The organism is Burkholderia sp. MS389 (assembly GCF_016899425.1).
Classification (GTDB): domain Bacteria; phylum Pseudomonadota; class Gammaproteobacteria; order Burkholderiales; family Burkholderiaceae; genus Burkholderia; species Burkholderia sola.
The window spans coordinates 2601023-2620134 of the sequence record NZ_CP045994.1; the positions used below are offsets into that span (position 1 = coordinate 2601023).

Annotated in this window: 16 protein-coding genes; 2 read left to right on the forward strand and 14 right to left on the reverse strand. The window is 70.1% G+C overall.

Going from position 1 to position 19112, the window contains the following annotated elements; genetic code table 11:
* Positions 1–18 precede the first annotated feature (18 nt).
* Positions 19–780: an SDR family oxidoreductase gene (locus GJG85_RS12090; protein WP_089488686.1), complete on the forward strand. Its 762-nt coding sequence runs from the start codon at positions 19–21 to the stop codon at positions 778–780.
* Positions 781–1008: 228 nt separating this feature from the next.
* Positions 1009–2901 carry a glycosyl transferase gene (locus GJG85_RS12095; RefSeq protein ID WP_050016431.1) on the forward strand — a complete coding sequence of 631 codons (1893 nt, stop codon included), beginning with the start codon at positions 1009–1011 and terminating at the stop codon, positions 2899–2901.
* A 164-nt stretch (positions 2902–3065) separates the two neighbouring features.
* Here the strand turns inward: GJG85_RS12095 and GJG85_RS12100 are convergent, their stop codons facing one another.
* From GJG85_RS12100 to GJG85_RS12165, 14 genes are all read right to left on the reverse strand, one after another.
* Positions 3066–3683, reverse strand: coding sequence for a DUF924 family protein (locus GJG85_RS12100; protein WP_050016429.1), 618 nt, complete (start codon positions 3681–3683; stop codon positions 3066–3068).
* Positions 3680–4411, reverse strand: a complete 732-nt coding sequence (locus GJG85_RS12105; protein ID WP_050016428.1) for an alanyl-tRNA editing protein — start codon at positions 4409–4411, stop codon at positions 3680–3682. Before GJG85_RS12105 ends, GJG85_RS12100 begins: the two co-directional genes overlap by 4 nt.
* A 105-nt stretch (positions 4412–4516) precedes the next feature.
* Positions 4517–4927: a group II truncated hemoglobin gene (locus tag GJG85_RS12110; protein ID WP_006488211.1), complete on the reverse strand. Its 411-nt coding sequence runs from the start codon at positions 4925–4927 to the stop codon at positions 4517–4519.
* A gap of 44 nt (positions 4928–4971) precedes the next feature.
* Positions 4972–7587, reverse strand: coding sequence for an FtsX-like permease family protein (locus GJG85_RS12115; RefSeq protein WP_204383333.1), 2616 nt, complete (start codon positions 7585–7587; stop codon positions 4972–4974).
* Positions 7584–8201, reverse strand: a complete 618-nt coding sequence (locus tag GJG85_RS12120; protein ID WP_050016423.1) for a DUF4126 domain-containing protein — start codon at positions 8199–8201, stop codon at positions 7584–7586. Before GJG85_RS12120 ends, GJG85_RS12115 begins: the two co-directional genes overlap by 4 nt.
* Positions 8202–8418: 217 nt before the next feature.
* Positions 8419–8739, reverse strand: a complete 321-nt coding sequence (gene sugE / locus GJG85_RS12125; protein ID WP_204383334.1) for a quaternary ammonium compound efflux SMR transporter SugE — start codon at positions 8737–8739, stop codon at positions 8419–8421.
* A gap of 152 nt (positions 8740–8891) precedes the next feature.
* A complete protein-coding gene (locus GJG85_RS12130) occupies positions 8892–9173 on the reverse strand; it encodes a DUF333 domain-containing protein (protein WP_050016419.1) in 282 nt (93 codons plus the stop codon).
* Between the two features lie 152 nt (positions 9174–9325).
* On the reverse strand, positions 9326–10024 hold the full coding sequence (kdpE, locus tag GJG85_RS12135) for a two-component system response regulator KdpE (RefSeq protein WP_050016417.1): 699 nt from the start codon (positions 10022–10024) through the stop codon (positions 9326–9328).
* A complete protein-coding gene (locus GJG85_RS12140; protein WP_204383335.1) occupies positions 10017–12860 on the reverse strand; it encodes a DUF4118 domain-containing protein in 2844 nt (947 codons plus the stop codon). Before GJG85_RS12140 ends, kdpE begins: the two co-directional genes overlap by 8 nt.
* Before the next feature lie 152 nt (positions 12861–13012).
* Entirely contained in the window at positions 13013–13594 is a 582-nt protein-coding gene (kdpC, locus tag GJG85_RS12145; protein WP_050016414.1) for a potassium-transporting ATPase subunit KdpC, read from the reverse strand.
* Positions 13595–13619: 25 nt separating this feature from the next.
* Positions 13620–15704 (reverse strand): potassium-transporting ATPase subunit KdpB, encoded by a 2085-nt coding sequence (gene kdpB, locus GJG85_RS12150; protein WP_050016412.1) that lies wholly within the window; start codon positions 15702–15704, stop codon positions 13620–13622.
* A gap of 54 nt (positions 15705–15758) precedes the next feature.
* On the reverse strand, positions 15759–17564 hold the full coding sequence (gene kdpA, locus GJG85_RS12155; protein WP_124554850.1) for a potassium-transporting ATPase subunit KdpA: 1806 nt from the start codon (positions 17562–17564) through the stop codon (positions 15759–15761).
* The gene (gene kdpF / locus GJG85_RS12160; RefSeq protein ID WP_006752209.1) at positions 17561–17653 is read right to left on the reverse strand and encodes a K(+)-transporting ATPase subunit F; all 93 of its coding nucleotides are present in this window, start codon (positions 17651–17653) and stop codon (positions 17561–17563) included. The genes kdpA and kdpF overlap by 4 nt, the downstream gene beginning before the upstream one ends.
* A gap of 303 nt (positions 17654–17956) precedes the next feature.
* A complete protein-coding gene (locus GJG85_RS12165) occupies positions 17957–18931 on the reverse strand; it encodes a quinone oxidoreductase (RefSeq protein WP_124554849.1) in 975 nt (324 codons plus the stop codon).
* Between the last annotated feature and the right edge of the window lie 181 nt (positions 18932–19112).

Genomic DNA, 19112 nt, shown 5'->3' on the forward strand with positions numbered 1-19112 from the left:
CACCGGAAACCGCACGCGATGACCGCACCGTCCGACCGCAAGGCTGTCCTCATCACCGGCGCGAGCCGCGGCATCGGCCGCGCGACCGCCGTGCTCGCGGCCGAACGCGGCTGGGACGTCGGCATCAACTACGCGCGCGACGCGGCCGCGGCCGAACTGACCGCGCAGGCCGTGCGCGACGCGGGCGGCCGCGCGTGCATCGTCGCGGGCGACGTCGCGAACGAGGCGAACGTCGTCGCGATGTTCGACACCGTTGCGGCCGAGTTCGGGCGCCTCGACGCGCTCGTCAACAATGCCGGCATCGTCGCGCCGTCGATGCCGCTCGCCGACATGCCGGTCGACCGGCTGCGACGGATGTTCGATACCAACGTGCTCGGCGCCTACCTGTGTGCGCGCGAAGCGGCGCGCCGGCTGTCCACCAACCGCGGCGGGCGCGGCGGCGCGATCGTCAACGTGTCGTCGATCGCGTCTCGGCTCGGCTCGCCGAACGAGTACGTCGACTACGCGGGCTCGAAAGGCGCGGTCGATTCGCTGACGATCGGCCTCGCCAGGGAGCTCGGCCCGCACGGCGTGCGCGTCAACGCGGTGCGCCCGGGCCTGATCGAGACCGACATTCATGCAAGCGGCGGCCAGCCGGGCCGTGCGGCGCGTCTCGGCGCGCAAACGCCGCTCGGCCGCGCGGGCGAAGCGCAGGAGATCGCCGAGGCGATCGTCTGGCTGCTCGGCGATGCGGCGTCCTACACGACGGGCGCCCTGCTCGACGTCGGCGGCGGCCGCTAAGCTGACGCGCGGCGCAACAATACGGCGGTCGAAATCGCCCCGTGGTCACGGCGCCACAAATCTCCACAATTCCGTGACACTTCCAGTAAACATCCGTAACAATTCCGTGCTCTACTAGCGACCATTCAGACAGGTGTCTCAAACACGCTGTCCGTTACCCCGGATGTAGCCCCTTATCGGTCCAGCCCATGTCGCCGGACCGGCTCGACTCGACCCGAGATCTTTTCCATGCCTGGAACCGCAGCGCCCAGCCGGCGACGCACGTCCGTGCCCGCCCCGGCCGCGCACACCCGCTCGACCGCCGATACCGACGTCAGCGCGACGCTGGACGTCGCCGGCACGCCCGTCGCGGCCTCGACCGCCGCCATCAGCCCCCTGCGCGACCGCTCGCTACTGCTCGGCTGGCGCGCATGGCTGTTCGTCGCCGCGCTGGTGTGCGCGTACACGCTGCCCGGCGTGCTCGGGCACGATCCGTGGAAACAGGACGAAACCTATACGTTCGGCATCATCCAGCACATGCTCGAGACCGGCGATTTCGTCGTGCCGACCAATGCCGGCCTGCCGTTCATGGAAAAGCCGCCGCTTTACGCGTGGGTCGCGACCAGCCTCGCGTGGCTGCTGCAGCGCGCGATGCCGCTGCACGACGCGGCGCGCCTCGCGAGCGCCCTGTTCGCCGCGCTCGCGTTCGGCTTCATCGCGCGCGCGGCCCGCGTGGCCAGCCGCGCGGACAGTTGGTTCGACCTGCGCGTGCTCGGCCCGGTCGTGCTGAGCGCGGGCACGCTCGTCGTGATCAAGCACGTGCATGACATGATGACGGACGTCGCGCTGTTTGCCGGCACCGCCATCGCGTTCTGCGGGCTGCTGGAACTCGTGATGGAGCACGTCGCGCGTGCGCAGCCGATGCGTCACGGGCTGCCGGCGCACCCGGCCGGCCGCTGGGCCGCGCCGATCTTCGGCGCGGGCGTCGGCATCGCGCTGATGGCGAAGGGGCTGTTCGTGCCGCTCGTGTTCGCGGCCACGCTCGTCTGCACGCTGGTGCTCTACCCGGCCTGCCGCACCCGCTCGTTCGCACGCGCGCTCGGCGTCGCCGCGCTCGTGTTCGCGCCGTTCGCGCTGATCTGGCCGACCGCGCTGTTCCTGCGCTCGGAAACGCTGTTCATGACGTGGTTCTGGGACAACAACGTCGGCCGCTTCTTCGGCTTCTCCGTTCCCGAACTGGGCGCCGAAAACGACAAGCCGTTCTTCATCCTGCGCGCGTTCCTGCTCGTCGGCTTCCCGGTCGCGCCGCTCGCGATCGTCGCGCTCGCCCGCGGCGCATGGCGCGACTGGCGTACGCCGCGCATCGCGCTGCCCGTGCTGTTCGCCGGCATCGGACTGGTGGTACTGCAGGTGTCCGCGACGTCGCGCCAGCTCTACATCCTGCCGTTCTTCGCACCGCTCGCGCTGGTCGCCGCGCAGGCGATCGACCGCCTGCCGCGCCGGCTGCATCTCGCGTGGGATTACCTGAGCCGCATCCTGTTCGGCATGGTGGTCGTGCTCGCGTGGGCGATCTGGGCGGTGATGGCCGATCCGGCCGCGTCGCGCGCCGATCTCGCACTGCTCGGCCGCTGGCTGCCGCTCGACTGGACGATGCCGATCCAGCCCGCGCTTGTGACCGGCGCGCTCGCGCTGACGGTCGGCTGGCTGACGCTGCTGCCGAAACTACGCACGACGGGCCTGTGGCGCGGCGCGCTGTCGTGGGGCGCCGGCACGCTGGTCGCGTGGGGGCTCATCTATACGCTGCTGCTGCCGTGGCTCGACGTCGCGAAGAGCTACCGGTCGGTGTTCGACGACCTGAACGCGCATCTCGCGCTCGAATGGAACGACGGCGACTGCATGGCGAGCCTGCACGGGCTCGGCGAATCGGAAGCGCCAATGCTGTATTACTTCTCCGGCATCCAGCACACGCCGATCGACGACGCGAAGACGACGCGCTGCACGTGGATGATCGTGCAGGGCGTGCGGGCCGTCGATCCGGCGCCCGGCGACGAATGGAAGCTGTTCTGGACCGGCGCCCGCCCGGGCGACAACGAGGAGCTGCTGCGCGTCTACGTGCGCACGCCCGAACAGCACCCGCAGTAACACAGGGCGGCGCGATGCGCTGCCCTGCCCGCCTTCGCTTTCTTCTTCGGCACGGGCCGCGATCGTCCATTCGAGCGCTGCGCAGCCTGCGCTGCAATACCGGCAACCCGCAAGCGTCGTGGGGTTCGCCGCCCCGCTCCTTCGTCTCGCCAACGAACGGATCGTCAGAACGACGAGCCCGGCTCCCGCAGAAACGCCGCTTCCTCGTCGGTCGACGCGCGACCGAGAATCGCGTTCCGGTGCGGAAAGCGGCCAAAGCGCTCGACGACCGCCGCATGCAGCAACGCGTAGCGGTGATAGCGCTCGCACCCGGCCTCGTCGCGGATGCCCGCGCACAGGCGCACGGCCTCGCGCTGGCTCTCGACCGACTCGTCGTGCTCGAACGGCAGATACGCGAACGCGCGGTGATGCCCGCTCGGCAACCGCGCGTCCCAGCCGGCCGCGACGACGCGGCGGGCCAGCCCGAGCGCCTTCGGATCGGCGGCAAACGCGCGCGGCGTGCCGCGATGGATGTTGCGCGAGAACTGGTCGAGCACGACGATCAACGCCAGCGCGCCCGACGGCGAAGCGGTCCAGTGATCGCACGCGCCGTCGCATGCAGCATCGAGCAGCGCGCCGTAACGCGTGCGCAGCACGTCGTCGAACGCCGCGCCGCCGTTGAACCAGACCTTGCGGTTCTGCCCGAACTCGGCCGAGCCCGGCTCGCCGAACCAGAAATCGAGAATGTCCCGTGCCTGCGGATCGAGCGCCGCCGCGCCCGCTTTCCCGGTATCGATCGTCATGCAAACTCCAGTACGAGGCGCCGTGTGCGCGCACTCTTCTTTTCCAGTTTCGCGACCCGCAGCCCGCCGATTTCGGACGTGTTGCACACGTGCGTGCCGCCGCACGGCTGCAGGTCGACGTTCTCGATGCGCAGCAGCCGCACGCGGCCGAGGCCCATCGGCGGCTTCACGCTCATCGTGCGGACGAGTTCGGGCCGCTCGGCCATCTCGTCGTCGGTGATCCATTCGGTCGTGACCGGATGCGCGCCGGCGACGAAACCCGCGAGGCGCCGCTCGACGTCGTCGCGATCGATCGCGTCGGACGTCGCGAAATCGAGCCGCACGTAGTCGGCCGTCACGCTGCAGCCGTCGACCGCGTACGGCAGCACCGCGCACATCAGGTGCGCGGCCGTATGCAGGCGCATGTGCCGGTGGCGGCGCTGCCAGTCGATCGCCGCGACCACGCGCGTGCCGGGGGCCAGCGTCGCGACGCGCGCGTCCTGGCCCGGCGCGGGCACGTGCACGGCGTCGTCGGGCGTCGCGCCGTCGAACTTCGCCTTGCGCGTATCGGCAATCGCGATCGTGCTGCCGTCGGGCAGCGTCAGCGTGCCGGTGTCGCCGGCCTGGCCGCCGCCGAGCGGATAGAACACGGTGCGGTCGAGCCGGATGCCGTCGTCGCCGACGGCCTCGACGATCGCGTCGCATTGCATCAGGTACGCGTCTTCGCGAAACAGCGCCTGTGTCGTCATCGGGATGAGCCTCGTGTCGATGGAGGAAACGGCCAGTGTCGCGCCGGCCCGCACGTGCGCCCAGACGCAGATCGTCCCGCGCGCGGGCAGCGGCGTACCGGTCGATCAACCGGGCCGGTTGCGCATCCAGTCGGCCGTGTCGTAGAACGAATGCATGAGCCGCTCGCGCAGCGGCTCCGGCAGCCCGACATCCTCCATCGCCCACGCCATGCAGCGCAGCCACTGGTCGCGCTCGACCGACGCGATCGGGAACGGCAAATGCCGCGCGCGCAGCCGCGGATGGCCGAACCGGCTGATGTAGTGGTCGGGGCCGCCGAGCCAGCCGCACAGGAACCAGAACAGCTTGTCGCGCGAACCGTCGAGCGACGGCGGATGCAGCGCGCGAATCTGCGCGAACTCGGGCTCGAGGTCCATCAGGTCGTAGAAGCGGTCCACCATTTCGCGCACGCGGGCTTCGCCGCCCACGAGCTCGAACGCCGTCGGCTGCGACGGCGCATCGTCATTCACATCGGTCATTACGGATAGTCGGAAAACGGGATCTTCGGGGCCGCGGGCGACGCTCACGCGTCGCGCAGCGACTGCAGCGCGGGGCGCCGCAACACATTATGCAGGCTGAGCCAGCCGGCCGCACCGGCGCAGACGACGCCGGCCGCGATGCCGGCCGGCACGAGCCATGGATCGACGGCGAGCTGGAAGTCGAACACGCGCGACGCGAGCACCCAGCCGACCGCGATCGCGCCCGCCGACGCGAGCACGCCGGCCAGCGCGCCGACCACGACGAATTCCGCGCGCTGCACCGCGTTGACCTGCGCGCGCGACGCACCGAGCGCGCGCAGCAGCGCGGCCTCGCGCACGCGCTCGTCGCGCGAGCCGGCAAGCGCCGTGTACAGCACGAGCACGCCGGCCGCGAGCGTGAACGCGAACAGGAACTGCACGGCGCCGACCACCTGCAGCATCATCCGCTGCAACTGCGCGAGGATCGGCGCGACGTCGATCGCGGTCAGGTTCGGGTAGCGCGCGATCAGCGGATCGAGCAGCGCGGCGTTCGATGCGGGCAGATGGAAGCTCGTCAGGTAGACGGCCGGGAAATCCTTCAGCACCGGCGGCGGCATCAGCACGAAGAAGTTGACGCGGAACGAGCCCCAGTCGAGCTTGCGCACGCTCGTGATCGGCGCGTCGACCGTCAGCCCCGTCACGTCGAAGCGCAGCGTGTCGCCCGGTTTCACGTTCAGCGTCTTCGCGAGGCCGGCTTCGATCGAGATCTGCGGCGTGGCCGCGGCGCCGAACCAGTCGCCTTCGACGATCCGGTTGTCGGACGGCAGGTCGGTCGTATACGACAGGTTGAATTCGCGATCGACGAGCCGGCGCGCCTCTTCCGACGGGTACGCGTCCGGATTCACCGGCTTGCCGTTGATCGCGACGAGGCGGCCGCGCACCATCGGCGCGGGCACCGCGTCGCGCACGCCGTGTGCGGCCAGATAGGCGGCGACGTCGGCGCGCTGGTCGGGCTGGATGTCGATCAGGAACTGGTTCGGCGCATCGGGCGGCGTCGACTGCCGCCAGCCCGCCACGAGGTCGTTGCGCGTGATCGCGATCAGCAGCAGGCACATCAGGCCGAGCGCGAGCGCGGTGATCTGCAGCGCGCTGGCCGTGCCGCGCCGGTGCAGCGACGCCAGCGCGTAACGCCAGCCGACGCCCGCGGCCACGCGCGCATTGCGCACCGCGCGCGCGGCGGCGAACAGCACGAGCCGGGCAATCAGCGCGAACCCGACCAGCGCGCCGGCAAAGCCGCCCGCGACGATCAGGCCGAGCTTCAGGTTCCCGGCGGCCACGATCAGCAGCCCCGCGAACAGCACGACGCCGACCGCATACGCGGCCCACGCGGTGCGCGACGCGTCGCCCCACTCGCGCCGCAGCACACGCACCGGCGGCACGCGCGTGAGCGGCACGAGCGGCGGCAGCGCGAAACCGAGCAGCAGCACGAGCGCGGCGCCCATGCCGATCAGCGCCGGCCACAACGTGGGCGGCGGCAGCACGACGTCGATCAGGCTGCCGAGCGCGGCCAGCAGCGCCCAGTGGCCACCGTAGCCGAGCACTGCGCCCGCGGCGCCCGACACGATGCCGACGCCCGCGAATTCGAGCGCGAACAACGCGCCGAGCGTGCGGCGGCTCACGCCTAGGCAGCGCATCGTCGCGCAGCCGTCGAGATGACGCCGCATGTAGCGCTGCGCGGCCATCGCGATCGCGACCGCCGCGAGCAGCGCGGTCAGCAACGCGACGAGCGTCAGGAAGTGGCGCGCGCGATCCAGCGTCTGCCGCACCTGCGGCTGCCCCTCCTGCAACGACTCGAGCCCGACGCCGCGCAGTTTCCCGCCGTCGACGCGCGCGTGCGCATAGGTTTCGAAGCGTGCGACGGCCGCTGCGTCGCCGGCGACCAGCAGCCGGTACGTGACGCGGCTGCCGTAGCCCGTGAGCCCCGTCGCGGCGAGCTCGTCCGCGCGCATCATCAGCCGCGGCGAAAAATTGACGAACGAAAAGCCGCGATCGAGTTCGCGGGTGATCGCCGCGGCGACCGTGAGCGTGCGCAGCCCGACGCGCACCGTATCGCCCGCCTTCAGGTGCAGCGCGTCGAGCAGCGACGGGTCGGCCCATACGGTGCCCGGCGCGGGGATCGCGGACGCCTTCTGCGCAGTGGTCGCACCGGCCGGCAGGATCTCGACCGCGCCGCGCAGCGGATAGCCGGGCGACACGGCCTTCACGGCCGCGAGGCGCGACGGCGCGGCGTCGGCCGCCTGCCCGCCCGCGGCGGCCGCGATCATGCTCGGAAAAATGGCGGTCGTCGCGGTACGCAGGCCGAGCGCGCGCGCCTGGCGGTCGAACGACGGATCGACGGGGCGATCGGCGCGCACGACGAAATCGGCGCCGAGCATCTGGCGCGCGTCGCGCTCGAGGCCCTGGCGCAGCCGATCGGCGAGAAAGCCGACGCTCGTCAGCGCCGCGACCGCGAGCACCAGCGCGAGGACCAGCAGCGTCAATTCGCCCGCGCGCCAGTCGCGCGCGGTCATCCGGGCAGCCTGGTGAATCAGGTCGCGCAGGCCGAAGCGGCCGGCATGCGTGCGCCCGTCATGGCCGGAGTATCCGGCCGGCGGCTGCGCCGCGTGTTGCGGCCCCTTCAATCGCGCTTCCCTCCGATCGAGTTGAGCCGCGACACCATGTGGTTAGCCATCCCGCGAAAGCCACCCGACACGCCGCGCCACAGGCGCGGCAGCGCCCACGCCGACGCCGTGATGAACGCGGCAAGCAGCACGAGGAACGCGAGCGGAACGAAGAACGCGAGGACGAGCCCGCCGACCACGAGACCGTCCTCGGTCGACGACGCAATCCAGTTCGAAATCGGTTCGGGAGACAGGTTGATCAGCGCGCGCGTGCCGGCCTTCGCCACATGCGCGGCGCCGGCGAGCGAGCCGCCGGCGAGCCCCGCGACCGCCAGCATGGTCGGATCGGCATGGCCGAGCGCACCGGCCGCGAGCACGGCGCCGGCCGGAATGCGGATGAAGGTATGCACGGCATCCCACAGCGAGTCGAACGCGGGGATCTTGTCGGCCAGGAATTCGGTGACGGCGAGCACGGCCGCGGCGCCGATGACCCACGGCGACATCAGCACGGCCAGCGTGTCGGGCAGATGGAGCCAGCCGAAGCGTGCCAGCACGCCGGCGATCAGCACCGTCAGGTACAGGCGCAGGCCGCTCGCCCACGCGAGTCCCGCGCCGAGCGAAATGGCTTCGATCATGGCCCTCTCCTTGCACTTTCCGTGCGTTTTGCCGATTGATCGGATCGGGTCGGACAGACCGGCCGCGCGGCGCGTGGCGACCGGCACCGCGTGCCGCGCGCAGCACGACGGGATTCAGGCCCGAATACGTTCCATTATAGACAGGCTGGACGGGCGACCGGCGCAATTCCGCGGCGCGGGGCGGCGCGCGGGCGCGTGCGCGCCGCGGAGTCCGTCGTCAGGCGGCCGACGACAATTTCAGGCCGACCAGCCCCGCGACGATCAGCGCCGCACTGGCGACGCGGGCGACGGTCAGCGCCTCGCCCAGCATCACGATGCCGAACACGAACGCGCCGACCGCGCCGATGCCCGTCCACACCGCGTACGCGGTGCCGAGCGGCAACTGGCGCATCGCGACCGCGAGCAGCCCGAAGCTGGCCAGCGCCGTCATGATCGTGAACACCGACGGACCGAGCTTCGTGAAGCCGTCCGACGATTTCAAGCCGGCCGCCCAGGCCACTTCCAGCAAACCGGCGATCAACAACCATACCCACGCCATCTCGACGTACTCCGTATCGGATGGGGCCGTCCCCGTTGAAGCGAATGACCCGGGGTCGTCCCCGGGCGGCGCCGAGTATAACAAGTAGCTTACGGACCTGCCGGCGGCCTGGCAGGCCGTCGCCGATGCGGGGTGCGATCGTCAGGACGCGGTCAGTTCGCCACGCGCTTCGGCGCGCCGCCGCCGACGCAGCGGTCGTCGCGGTAAAGCGCCCACTCCTCGCACACGCGGCCGTCCTTGAACACGCACATGCCGACCTGCCCGCTCGACAGGTTGCGGATTACGTGGCGACCGCCGAGCTTCTCGCAGTTGACCGACGCGGGATTGGCCAGCGCCGCCTGCGCGGGCGGGTGCTGCCCGGGCGGCAGCGGCTGGGCGAACGCGCCGGGCGCAGCGAGCGCCAGCGCACAGATGACGACCAGACGGACGGACATTGCACGCTCCTCGATTTCGTTCGCGGAACGGTCAGGATAGCGGGGATTGCGCAGCCGGTGTGCAAGGCCGACGCCCATCGCGAGGCTGTCGCGCCGGCGCAACCCTGCCGGGGCGCGACGCCGCGGCCGCATGCTTGGCCGCGCCCCGTGCGTCACACGGCGCCGACGAGCCGATAGCCGACGCCCGTCTCGGTGACGATGTGCTCGGGCTGCGCGGGATCGGCCTCGAGCTTCTGGCGCAGATGCGCCATGTAGATGCGCAGGTAATGATGGCTCTCGACGTGCGACGGCCCCCACACGTCGCGCAGCAGCTGGCGGTGCGTGAGCACGCGCCCCGCGTGACGCACGAGCGTCGCGAGCAGCCGGTATTCGAGCGGCGTCAGGTGCACGATCGCGTCGTCGCGCCACACCTGGCGCAGCGCGAGATCGACGGTCACGCCGCCGAAGGTCACCTTCGGCGACTCGTTCGCGCCGCCCTGGTTGCGCCGGCGCAGTTGCGCGCGAATTCGCGCACGCAGTTCGGACACGCCGAACGGCTTGGTCAGGTAGTCGTCGGCGCCCGCGTCGAGCGCGGCCACCTTCTCCTCTTCCTGCGTGCGCGCGGACAGCACGATCACCGGCACCTCGGACCAGCCGCGCAGTTCGCGGATCACGTCGAGGCCGTCGGTGTCGGGCAGGCCAAGATCGACGATCACGAGGTCGGGCTTGCGCGTCGCCGCGTCGATCAGCCCCTGCTTGCCCGTCTCGGCTTCGAACACCGCGATGTCCTCCTCCTCGAGCGCGGCGCGCACGAAGCGGCGGATCTGCTTTTCGTCCTCGATCAGGACGACGGTCAGGCTGGGTTCACTCATGGTCGGGCAATGACTCGGATGGGGGCGATGCGTCCGGCAGGTCGGATTCGTCGTCGGGCACGGCGGGTGCCGGCGGCGGCGTGTCGACCGGCAGCGTGAACCAGAAGCGCGCGCCCGTCACGCGGCCGTCGGGCGCGGTGCGGTTGAGCGCGCCGATTTTACCGCCGTGCGCCTCGACGATCGCGCGGCAGATCGCGAGACCGAGCCCGATGCCCGGCGTCGCCGATTCCTTCTCGCCGCGCGTGAACTTGTCGAAGATCCGCGTTTCCATGCCAACCGGCAGGCCCGGGCCGTGATCGTCGACGTGCACGCACACGAAAGGATGGCCGTCGTCGGTCACGCGCTCCGCGCCGATGTCGAGCGACGTATCGGGCGGCGTGTACTTCGCCGCGTTCTCGAACAGGTTGGTGAACAACCGCTCCATCAGCACCGCGTCCATCTGCAGCAGCGGCAGGTCGGCCGGCAGCGCGACGTGCGCGGGATGGCGCGCGAGCACGCGCCGGCACGCGGCGAGCGCGGCGCCGACGGTTTCCTCGAGCAGCGACCACTGGCGCTTGAGCTGCAGGCTGCCGGCCTGCAGCCGCGCCATGTCGAGCAGGTTCGTGACGATGCCCGTCATGCGCAGCGCCTCGTCGTGAATCGCGTCGACGAGTTCGCCCTCGCGCTGCGCGAGCCGCCCGGCCGCCGCGGCGTCGCCGGCCTGCGCGGCCGCGCGCCCGTTCGCGAGCATCGACGAAAAACCAACGATCGTCGTGAGCGGCGTGCGCAGGTCGTGCGAGATCGCCGACAGCAGCGAGTTGCGCAACCGCTCGGATTCCATGTTGACGAGCGCGTCGCGCGCGATCTCGACGTAGTGCACGCGCTCCAGCGCGAGCGCGATCTGCGCGGCGAATGCGTCGAGCATCCGCTGCTGCTCGGGGACCTCGAGTTCGCGCGGCTCGCGCGACGCGACCGCGAGCACGCCGCGCGTGCGCATCGGCGCCTTCAGCGGCAGGTACAGCGCGGCCGTCGCCGGCAACGTATCGGTGCCGCGCCCGGCCGGCTTCTGCTGGTCGTACACCCACTGGCCGACGTCGCTGTCGAGCTCCGCGCCCGTCAGCGTGACGACCGCGTCGGGCTCCTCGATCCTCTGCCGCACCTGGTCCGCGCTGTCGGGCAGCAGGAACGCGACGCGCGCGCGGAACACCTCGCCCACGTGACGGCTGCCGATCTCGACGATCTGCTCGGTCGTCAGCGCCGCGCCGAGCTCGCGCGCCATCGCGTAGATCGCGCCGGTGCGGCGCTCGCGGCGCTGCGCGACGCTCGCCTGGCGCGTGAGCGTCGACGTCAGGTGGCTGATCACGAGCGACGTCAGCAGCATCCCGAAGAAGGTCAGCAGGTATTGCGTGTCGCTGACCGAGAACGACATGCGCGGCGGCACGAAGAAGAAATCGAACGCGGCCACCGACAGGAACGACTGCAGCACGCCCGGGCCGCGGCCGAGCCGCACCGCCGAGAACACCACGCCGAGCAGGTACAGCATCACGAGGTTCGTGAGGTCGAGCCGCCCGGACACGACGCTCGCGACGACGGTGATCGCCGCGCAGATCGCGGCCGCATACGCGTAGTGGCGCGGCGGCGAACGGTGCGTGCCGAACTGCGCGAACGCGTCGCGCCAGTCGCGCGCCCGCGCGTCGAGCGGCGCGGCGCGCGTCTCGTCGCTCGCGGACGCACGGATCAGCATCAGGTCGACGTCGCCCGCGCGTTCCGCCAGCTGCTCGCCGAACGGCCGTGCGAAGCGGCGCGCGAGCCCGACCTTCGGCGAGCCGCCCGCGACGAGCTTCGATACGTTGCGCACCTTCGCATAGCCGATCAGCGCGGCGACCGCGTCGGGCCCGGCGAGCGTGACCGTCTCCGCGCCGAGCTCGGCCGCGAGCTTCAGTGCGTCGAGCGTGCGCTGCCGCCGCGCGTCGGGCAGCCGCTGCAGGCGCGGCGTCTCGACGTACACGGCGATCCAGTCGGCCTTCAGGCTCGCGGCGAGGCGCGCCGCCGCGCGCACGAGCGTCGGCGCTTCGGCGCCCGGGCCGACGCACACGAGCAGCCGCTCGCGCGCCTGCCAGATGCGCTGGATCGAACGGTCTGCGCGGTACTCGCGCATCTGCGCGTCGACGCGATCGGCCGTGCGCCGCAGCGCGAGCTCGCGCAGCGCGATCAGGTTGCCCTTGCGGAAGAAGTTGCGCACCGCGCGCTCGGCCTGCTGCGCGAGATAGACCTTGCCGTCGCGCATCCGCTCGAGCAATTCCTCGGCCGGCAGGTCGACGAGCGTGACTTCGTCGGCCGCGTCGAACACGCGATCGGGAACGGTCTCCCACACGCGAATGCCGGTGATCGCACCGACCACGTCGTTCAGGCTTTCGAGATGCTGGACGTTGACGGTCGTATACACGTCGATGCCCGCATCGAGCAGCTCGTAGACGTCCTGCCAGCGCTTCAGGTGCCGTGCGCCCTGCACGTTCGAATGCGCGAGCTCGTCGACGAGGATCAGTTGCGGCGCACGCGCGAGCGCGCCGTCGAGATCGAATTCGGCGAGCGTGCGGCCGCGATAGTCGATGCGGGCGGGCGGCAGCACGTCGAGGCCGTCGAGCAGCGCGGCGGTTTCACTGCGGCCGTGAGTCTCGACGATGCCGACGACGACGTCGACGCCGTCCTGCACGCGCTGGCGCGCGGCCTGCAGCATCGCGTAGGTCTTGCCGACGCCGGCGGACGCGCCGAAGAAGATCTTGAGCTGGCCGCGCCGCTGCTTTTCTTCATCGCGCTGCAGCTTGTCGAGGAGTTGGTCGGGATCGGGGCGGTTCATGCGTCAGAAGGGCGACGCGCCGGATGGCGCGCGAGATACAGCCATTGTGGTTCCAAATCGCCGCAAAAGGCAAAGACGGCGCGCGCGCCGTCGAAACGAAGTCGGGCCCGGCGCGCAGCCAGCCGCGCCGGGGAGCCCGCACGCCCGCACGCTCAGTGCGCGGCCTGCGCCGCGTCGAGCGCGAGATTCAGCTTCAGCACGTTCACGCGCGGCTCGCCGAGCACGCCGAACTGGCGGCCCGCCGTGTTCGCGGCGACGAGTTGCGCGACCGCGTCCGGCGCCAGGTTGCGCGCCTTCGCGACGCGCTCGACCTGGTACGCGGCCGCGGCCGGCGTGATCTCCGGATCGAGGCCGCTCGCCGACGCCGTCACGAGGTCGACCGGCACCGGCTTCGACAGGTCGGTGCCCGCGTCGCGCAGCGCGGCGATGCGCGCCTTCACCTGGTCGGCGAGCGACGGGTTCAGCGGGCCGAAGTTCGAGCCGCCGGAGCCGGCCGCGTTGTACGGCATCGGCGCGGTGGCCGACAGCCGGCCCCAGAAATACTTCGGCGCGTCGAACGACTGGCCGATCAGCGCGGAGCCGACGACCTTGCCGTTCTGCTCGATCAGGCTGCCGTTGGCCTGCGACGGGAACACGGCCTGACCGAACACGGTCATCACCGCCGGGTAAGCGAGCCCCGTCACGGCGGTCAGGATGACGAACAGCACGACGAGCGGGCGAATCAACGATTTCATGATGGTTCCTTCAAGGACGGCCGGCTCAGGCCCAGCCGAGCGCGGCGAGCGTCATGTCGATCAGCTTGATGAACGGGAACGGCAGCAGCACGCCGCCGAGGCCGTAGACCAGCAGGTTGCGGCGCAGCAGCGACGCGGCGCCGAGCGGCCGATAGGTCACGCCCTTCAGCGCGAGCGGGATCAACGCGACGATGATCAGCGCGTTGAAGATCACCGCGGACAGGATCGCGGACGCCGGCGACGTCAGATGCATGATGTCGAGCACGCGCAATTGCGGGTACGTCGTCACGAACGCGGCCGGGATGATCGCGAAGTATTTCGCGATGTCGTTCGCGATCGAGAACGTCGTGAGCGAACCGCGCGTCATCAGCATCTGCTTGCCGATCTCGACGATCTCGATCAGCTTCGTCGGGTTCGAGTCGAGGTCGACCATGTTGCCGGCTTCCTTCGCCGCCTGCGTGCCGGTGTTCATCGCGACCGCCACGTCGGCCTGCGCGAGCGCCGGCGCGTCGTTGGTGCCGTCGCCCGTCATCGCGACGAGACGCCCGGCCGCCTGGTGCTCGCGGATCGTCGCGAGCTTGGTTTCCGGCGTCGCTTCCGCGAGGAAATCGTCGACGCCCGCTTCCGCCGCGATCGCCGCGGCCGTCAGCCGGTTGTCGCCCGTCACCATCACGGTCTTGATGCCCATCTTGCGCAGCTCCGCGAAGCGCTCCTTGATGCCGCCCTTCACGATGTCCTTCAGCTCGATCACGCCGAGCACGCGCGCCGCGCCGTCCTGCAGGTCGGCCACGACGAGCGGCGTGCTGCCGCGGCGCGCGACGTCGTCGACCGCGCGGCGCACTTCTTCGGGGAAGCGGCTGCCGTGGGTTTCGACGTAGCGGCGGATCGCGTCGGCCGCGCCCTTGCGGATCTCGCGGCCGGGCAGATCGACGCCGCTCATCCGCGTCTGCGCGGAAAAGCCGAGGAACGTCGCATGCAGTTGCGCCATGTCGCGCTGGCGAATGTTGAAGCGCTCCTTCGCGAGCACGACGATGCTGCGCCCTTCCGGCGTTTCGTCGGCGAGCGACGACAGTTGCGCGGCATCGGCCAGCGCTTCCTCGGTCACGCCCGGCGCCGGCACGAACGTCGACGCCTGACGGTTGCCGAGCGTGATCGTGCCGGTCTTGTCGAGCAGCAGCACGTCGACGTCGCCGGCCGCTTCGACCGCGCGGCCCGACGTCGCGATCACGTTCGCCTGCATCATCCGGCTCATCCCGGCCACGCCGATCGCGGACAGCAGCCCGCCGATCGTCGTCGGAATCAGGCACACGAGCAGCGCGACGAGCGCGGTGATCGTCACCACGTGGCCGGCCTTCATCGCTTCGACCGAGAACATCGAGAACGGCAGCAGCGTCGCGGTCGCGAGCAGCATTACGATCGTCAGCGCGACGAGCAGGATCGTCAGCGCGACCTCGTTCGGCGTCTTCTTGCGCTTCGCGCCTTCGACCATCGCGATCATCCGGTCGAGGAACGCCTCGCCGGGGTTCGCTGTGACCTTGACGACGATCCAGTCGGACAGCACGCGCGTGCCGCCCGTCACCGACGAGAAGTCGCCGCCCGATTCGCGGATCACCGGCGCGGATTCGCCGGTGATCGCCGATTCGTCGACCGATGCGACGCCGTCGACGACTTCACCGTCGGCCGGGATCACGTCGCCGGTCTCGACCAGCACGACGTCGCCTTTGCGCAGGTCGGACGCGGTCGTGATGCGGATCGGCGACTTCGGATGCGGCTCGTTGAGCTTCTTCGCCATCACGTCCTTCTTCGCGCTGCGCAGCGACGCGGCCTGCGCCTTCGAGCGCCCTTCGGCGAGCGCTTCGGCGAAGTTCGCGAACAGCACCGTGAACCACAGCCACAGCGCGATCGCGAGAATGAAGCCCGCGGGCGCCTCGGCCTGGCCCGAGAGCGCCGCGATCCACAGGATCGTGGTCAGGATGCTGCCGACGTACACGCAGAACATCACCGGGTTGCGGAACTGCGTGCGCGGCGTGAGTTTCTTGAACGAATCCACGATCGCCGGGCGCAGCAGCGCCGGATCGAACATGGACCGTGTTGCGGAATGTTGAGTCATTGCGATCTCTTCAAGCTCTTCAGTCTTTTCAGTGTGTCGCGATGCGGGCGCGCATCAAGCGCCCAGCCACATCATCAGGTGCTCGACACCCGGGCCGAGCGCGAGCGCCGGCACGTAGGTCAGCGCGCCCACCAGCAGCACGGTGCCGAGCAGCAGCACGACGAACAGCGGGCCGTGCGTCGGCAGCGTGCCGCTCGTCACCGCGATGCGCTTCTTCGCGGCGAGGGAACCGGCGATCGCCAGCACCGGCACGATCGTGCCGAAGCGGCCGAACCACATCGCGATCGCGGTCATCCAGTTGTAGAACGGCGTGCCGACCGTCAGGCCCGCGAACGCGCTGCCGTTGTTGTTCGCGGCCGAACTGAACGCATAGAGGATTTCCGAGAAGCCGTGCGGGCCCGGGTTCGAGATGCCGGCCTTGCCCGCGTCCGCCAACACCGCGATCGACGTGCCGACCAGCACGAGCAGCGGCGTGAGCAGCACGACGATCGACACCATCTTCATCTCGTACGACTCGATCTTCTTGCCGACGTATTCCGGCGTGCGGCCGATCATCAGGCCGGCGACGAACACCGCGAGCAGCGCGAACACGAGCATCCCGTAGAGGCCGGAGCCGACGCCGCCGAAGACCACCTCGCCGAGCTGCATCAGCAGCATCGGCACGAGGCCGCCGACCGGCGTCAGCGAATCGTGCATCGCGTCCACCGCGCCGCACGACGCGGCCGTCGTCGCGACCGTGAAGATGCCGGTCTGTGCGATCCCGAAGCGGGTTTCCTTGCCTTCCATGTTGCCGCCCGGCTGCAGCGCGCCGGCCGACTGGTCGACGTGCAGCGCGGCGAGCGTCGGGTTGCCGGCCTGCTCGGCGCTCACCTCGACGCCGGTCGCGACCGCGAACGCGACCGTCATCGCCGCGAGCACCGCGATGCCCTGCCGGCGGTCGCCGATCATCCGGCCGAACACGAGACACAGCGCGGCCGGGATGATCAGGATCGAGAAGATCTGCAGAAAGTTCGCGAACGGCGTCGGATTTTCGAACGGGTGCGCGGAGTTCGCGTTGAAGAAGCCGCCGCCGTTGGTGCCGAGCATCTTGATCGCTTCCTGGGAGGCGACCGGCCCCATCGCGAGCGTCTGCTTCGTCAGCGGAGTCGGCACCGTGACCGCGTTGCCCTTGTCGTCCTTCACCGGGCTGCCCTGCGCGTCGAGCTTCGGCGCCGCGTAGGTGCTCGCCTGCAGCACGGGCACGTCCTGGTACGCCTTCATGTTCTGCAGCACGCCCTGGCTCATCAGCAGCGCGGCGACGAGCGCCGCCATCGGCACGAGCACGTACAGCGTCACGCGCGTGAGGTCGACCCAGAAGTTCCCGATCGTCTGCGCGGTGTGACGCGCGAAGCCGCGGATCAGCGCGATCACGACGACGATGCCGGTCGCTGCCGACAGGAAGTTCTGCACGGTCAGGCCGAGCATCTGCGACAGATAGCTGACGGTCTGCTCGGGCGTGTAGTCCTGCCAGTTCGTGTTCGCGACGAAGCTGACGGCCGTGTTGAACGCGCCGTCGGGCGTCATCGCGCCGAACTGCTGCGGGTTGCCGGGCAGGAAGCCCTGCAGGCGCAACAGCCCGTAGAGGAACAGCACGCCGAGCGCGTTGAACGCGATCGTCGCGATCGCATACTGCTTCCAGTTCATCTCGGTGCCGGCGTCGACGCCGGCGACGCGGTACAGCGCGCGTTCGAGCGGGCCGAACACGCGCACGACGCGCGAACTGCCATCCATTACCGCGCTCAGGTAGCGCGCGACCGGCACGGCCGCCGCGAGCAGCACGACGATGAACAGCAGCGTCTGCAACAGGTTGTTCGCGTTCATTCGATGTCCTCCGCGCGCAGCAGCGCAAAGACGAGATACGCGAACAGCAGGGCCGTCGAGGCGCCCGCCAGCCAAAGCATCCAGGTCATGCGCGCCCCCCGCGACCGTATTGCACGAGCTTGTCGCAACCGGCAAGCAAACCGAGGATCAGCGCGGTGAAGAGCACCAGTGCGCCGATGAAAACCCCATCCATTTTTTGTTCTCCGTCGTCGAAATCGGACGACTAGAACCTTATGGGAACGCACGTAAAGGGCGGGTCAAAGGTGTCGGGGCGGGTGTAAAAAACGCGTAAACGCGTGCGGCGGGACTGGCGCAAAACGAGGCGGGACGAGCGGCGCTGCAGCGCCGCCCGCAACAGGCGCGTGCCGGCGTCGCGCCGGCACGGGGGACGGTCAGGGAACGAGAATCGTCGAGCCGGTGGTCTTGCGTGCTTCGAGGTCGGCATGCGCGCGGCCGACTTCCGCGAGCGGGTAGCGCTGGTTGATGCTCGTCTTCACCTTGCCCGACAGAATCACGTCGAACAATTCGGTGGCCGCGGCGTCGAGATCGGCGCGCTTCGCGATGTACGAGAACAGCGTCGGGCGCGTGAAGAACAGCGAGCCGCGCGACGAGAATTCCTTCGAGTCGATCGGCGGCAGCGGGCCCGACGCGTTGCCGAAGCTGACGAAGTAGCCGAGCGGCGCGAGGCTGTCGAGCGAGCCGACGTAGGTGTCCTTGCCGATCGAATCGTAGACGACCGGCACGCCCGCGCCGTTCGTGATTGCCTTCACGCGCTGCGTGAAGTTCTCGCGCGTGTAGACGATCGGGTGATCGCAGCCGTGCGCCTTCGCGAGTTCGGCCTTCTCGTCGGAGCCGACCGTGCCGATCACGGTCGCGCCGAGCGCCTTCGCCCACTGGCACACGAGCAGCCCGACGCCGCCGGCCGCCGCGTGGATCAGGATCGTGTCGCCGGCCTTCACCGGGTACGTGCGGCGCAGCAGGTAATGCGCGGTCAGGCCTTGCAGCATCACCGACGCCGCGTCGTCGTAGCTGATCCCGTCCGGCAGCTTCACGACGCGCTCGGCCGGCATCACGCGCTCCTGCGCATACGCGCCGGGCGGCTGGCCGACATACGCGACGCGGTCGCCGGCCTTGAACGCGGTCACGCCGTCGCCGACGGCCGTCACCTCGCCCGCCGCCTCCATCCCGAGACCGCCGGGCAGCGGCTGCGGATACAGGCCCGTGCGGAAATACACGTCGATGTAGTTGAGCCCGACCGCGTGTTGCCGGATGCGGACTTCGCCGGCCTTCGGCGCGCCGACGTCGACATCGACCCACTTCATCACGTCCGGGCCGCCCGGCTGGTCGTATCGGATTGCTTTCGGCATCGTTTTGCTCCTCTTCTGTCTGGAATCTGGAAATCCGGTTCGGCGAATGCATCGACATTGCCGCTGCGGCGATGCGCGTGAACACGGGTCGTAGCGGAGGATTCTCGCGCGTCGTGCACGGTCACGCAGCGCGTCGTTGCAATCCCTTCACCTCGGTAGGGTTTTCGCAGGAAATGGATGG

Excerpts from the sequence above, each read along its gene's own strand:
- kdpE (WP_050016417.1), bottom strand. The coding sequence starts at position 10,024 with ATGAGTGAACCCAGCCTGACCGTCGTCCTGATCGAGGACGAAAAGCAG.
- GJG85_RS12110 (WP_006488211.1), bottom strand. The coding sequence starts at position 4,927 with ATGACCGATGTGAATGACGATGCGCCGTCGCAGCCGACGGCGTTCGAG.
- GJG85_RS12105 (WP_050016428.1), bottom strand. The coding sequence starts at position 4,411 with ATGACGACACAGGCGCTGTTTCGCGAAGACGCGTACCTGATGCAATGC.
- kdpB (WP_050016412.1), bottom strand. The coding sequence starts at position 15,704 with ATGACTCAACATTCCGCAACACGGTCCATGTTCGATCCGGCGCTGCTG.
- GJG85_RS12130 (WP_050016419.1), bottom strand. The coding sequence starts at position 9,173 with ATGTCCGTCCGTCTGGTCGTCATCTGTGCGCTGGCGCTCGCTGCGCCC.
- GJG85_RS12165 (WP_124554849.1), bottom strand. The coding sequence starts at position 18,931 with ATGCCGAAAGCAATCCGATACGACCAGCCGGGCGGCCCGGACGTGATG.
- GJG85_RS12140 (WP_204383335.1), bottom strand. The coding sequence starts at position 12,860 with ATGAACCGCCCCGATCCCGACCAACTCCTCGACAAGCTGCAGCGCGAT.
- kdpF (WP_006752209.1), bottom strand. The coding sequence starts at position 17,653 with ATGACCTGGATGCTTTGGCTGGCGGGCGCCTCGACGGCCCTGCTGTTC.
- kdpC (WP_050016414.1), bottom strand. The coding sequence starts at position 13,594 with ATGAAATCGTTGATTCGCCCGCTCGTCGTGCTGTTCGTCATCCTGACC.
- GJG85_RS12120 (WP_050016423.1), bottom strand. The coding sequence starts at position 8,201 with ATGATCGAAGCCATTTCGCTCGGCGCGGGACTCGCGTGGGCGAGCGGC.
- GJG85_RS12090 (WP_089488686.1), top strand. The coding sequence starts at position 19 with ATGACCGCACCGTCCGACCGCAAGGCTGTCCTCATCACCGGCGCGAGC.
- sugE (WP_204383334.1), bottom strand. The coding sequence starts at position 8,739 with ATGGCGTGGGTATGGTTGTTGATCGCCGGTTTGCTGGAAGTGGCCTGG.
- GJG85_RS12095 (WP_050016431.1), top strand. The coding sequence starts at position 1,009 with ATGCCTGGAACCGCAGCGCCCAGCCGGCGACGCACGTCCGTGCCCGCC.
- GJG85_RS12100 (WP_050016429.1), bottom strand. The coding sequence starts at position 3,683 with ATGACGATCGATACCGGGAAAGCGGGCGCGGCGGCGCTCGATCCGCAG.
- kdpA (WP_124554850.1), bottom strand. The coding sequence starts at position 17,564 with ATGAACGCGAACAACCTGTTGCAGACGCTGCTGTTCATCGTCGTGCTG.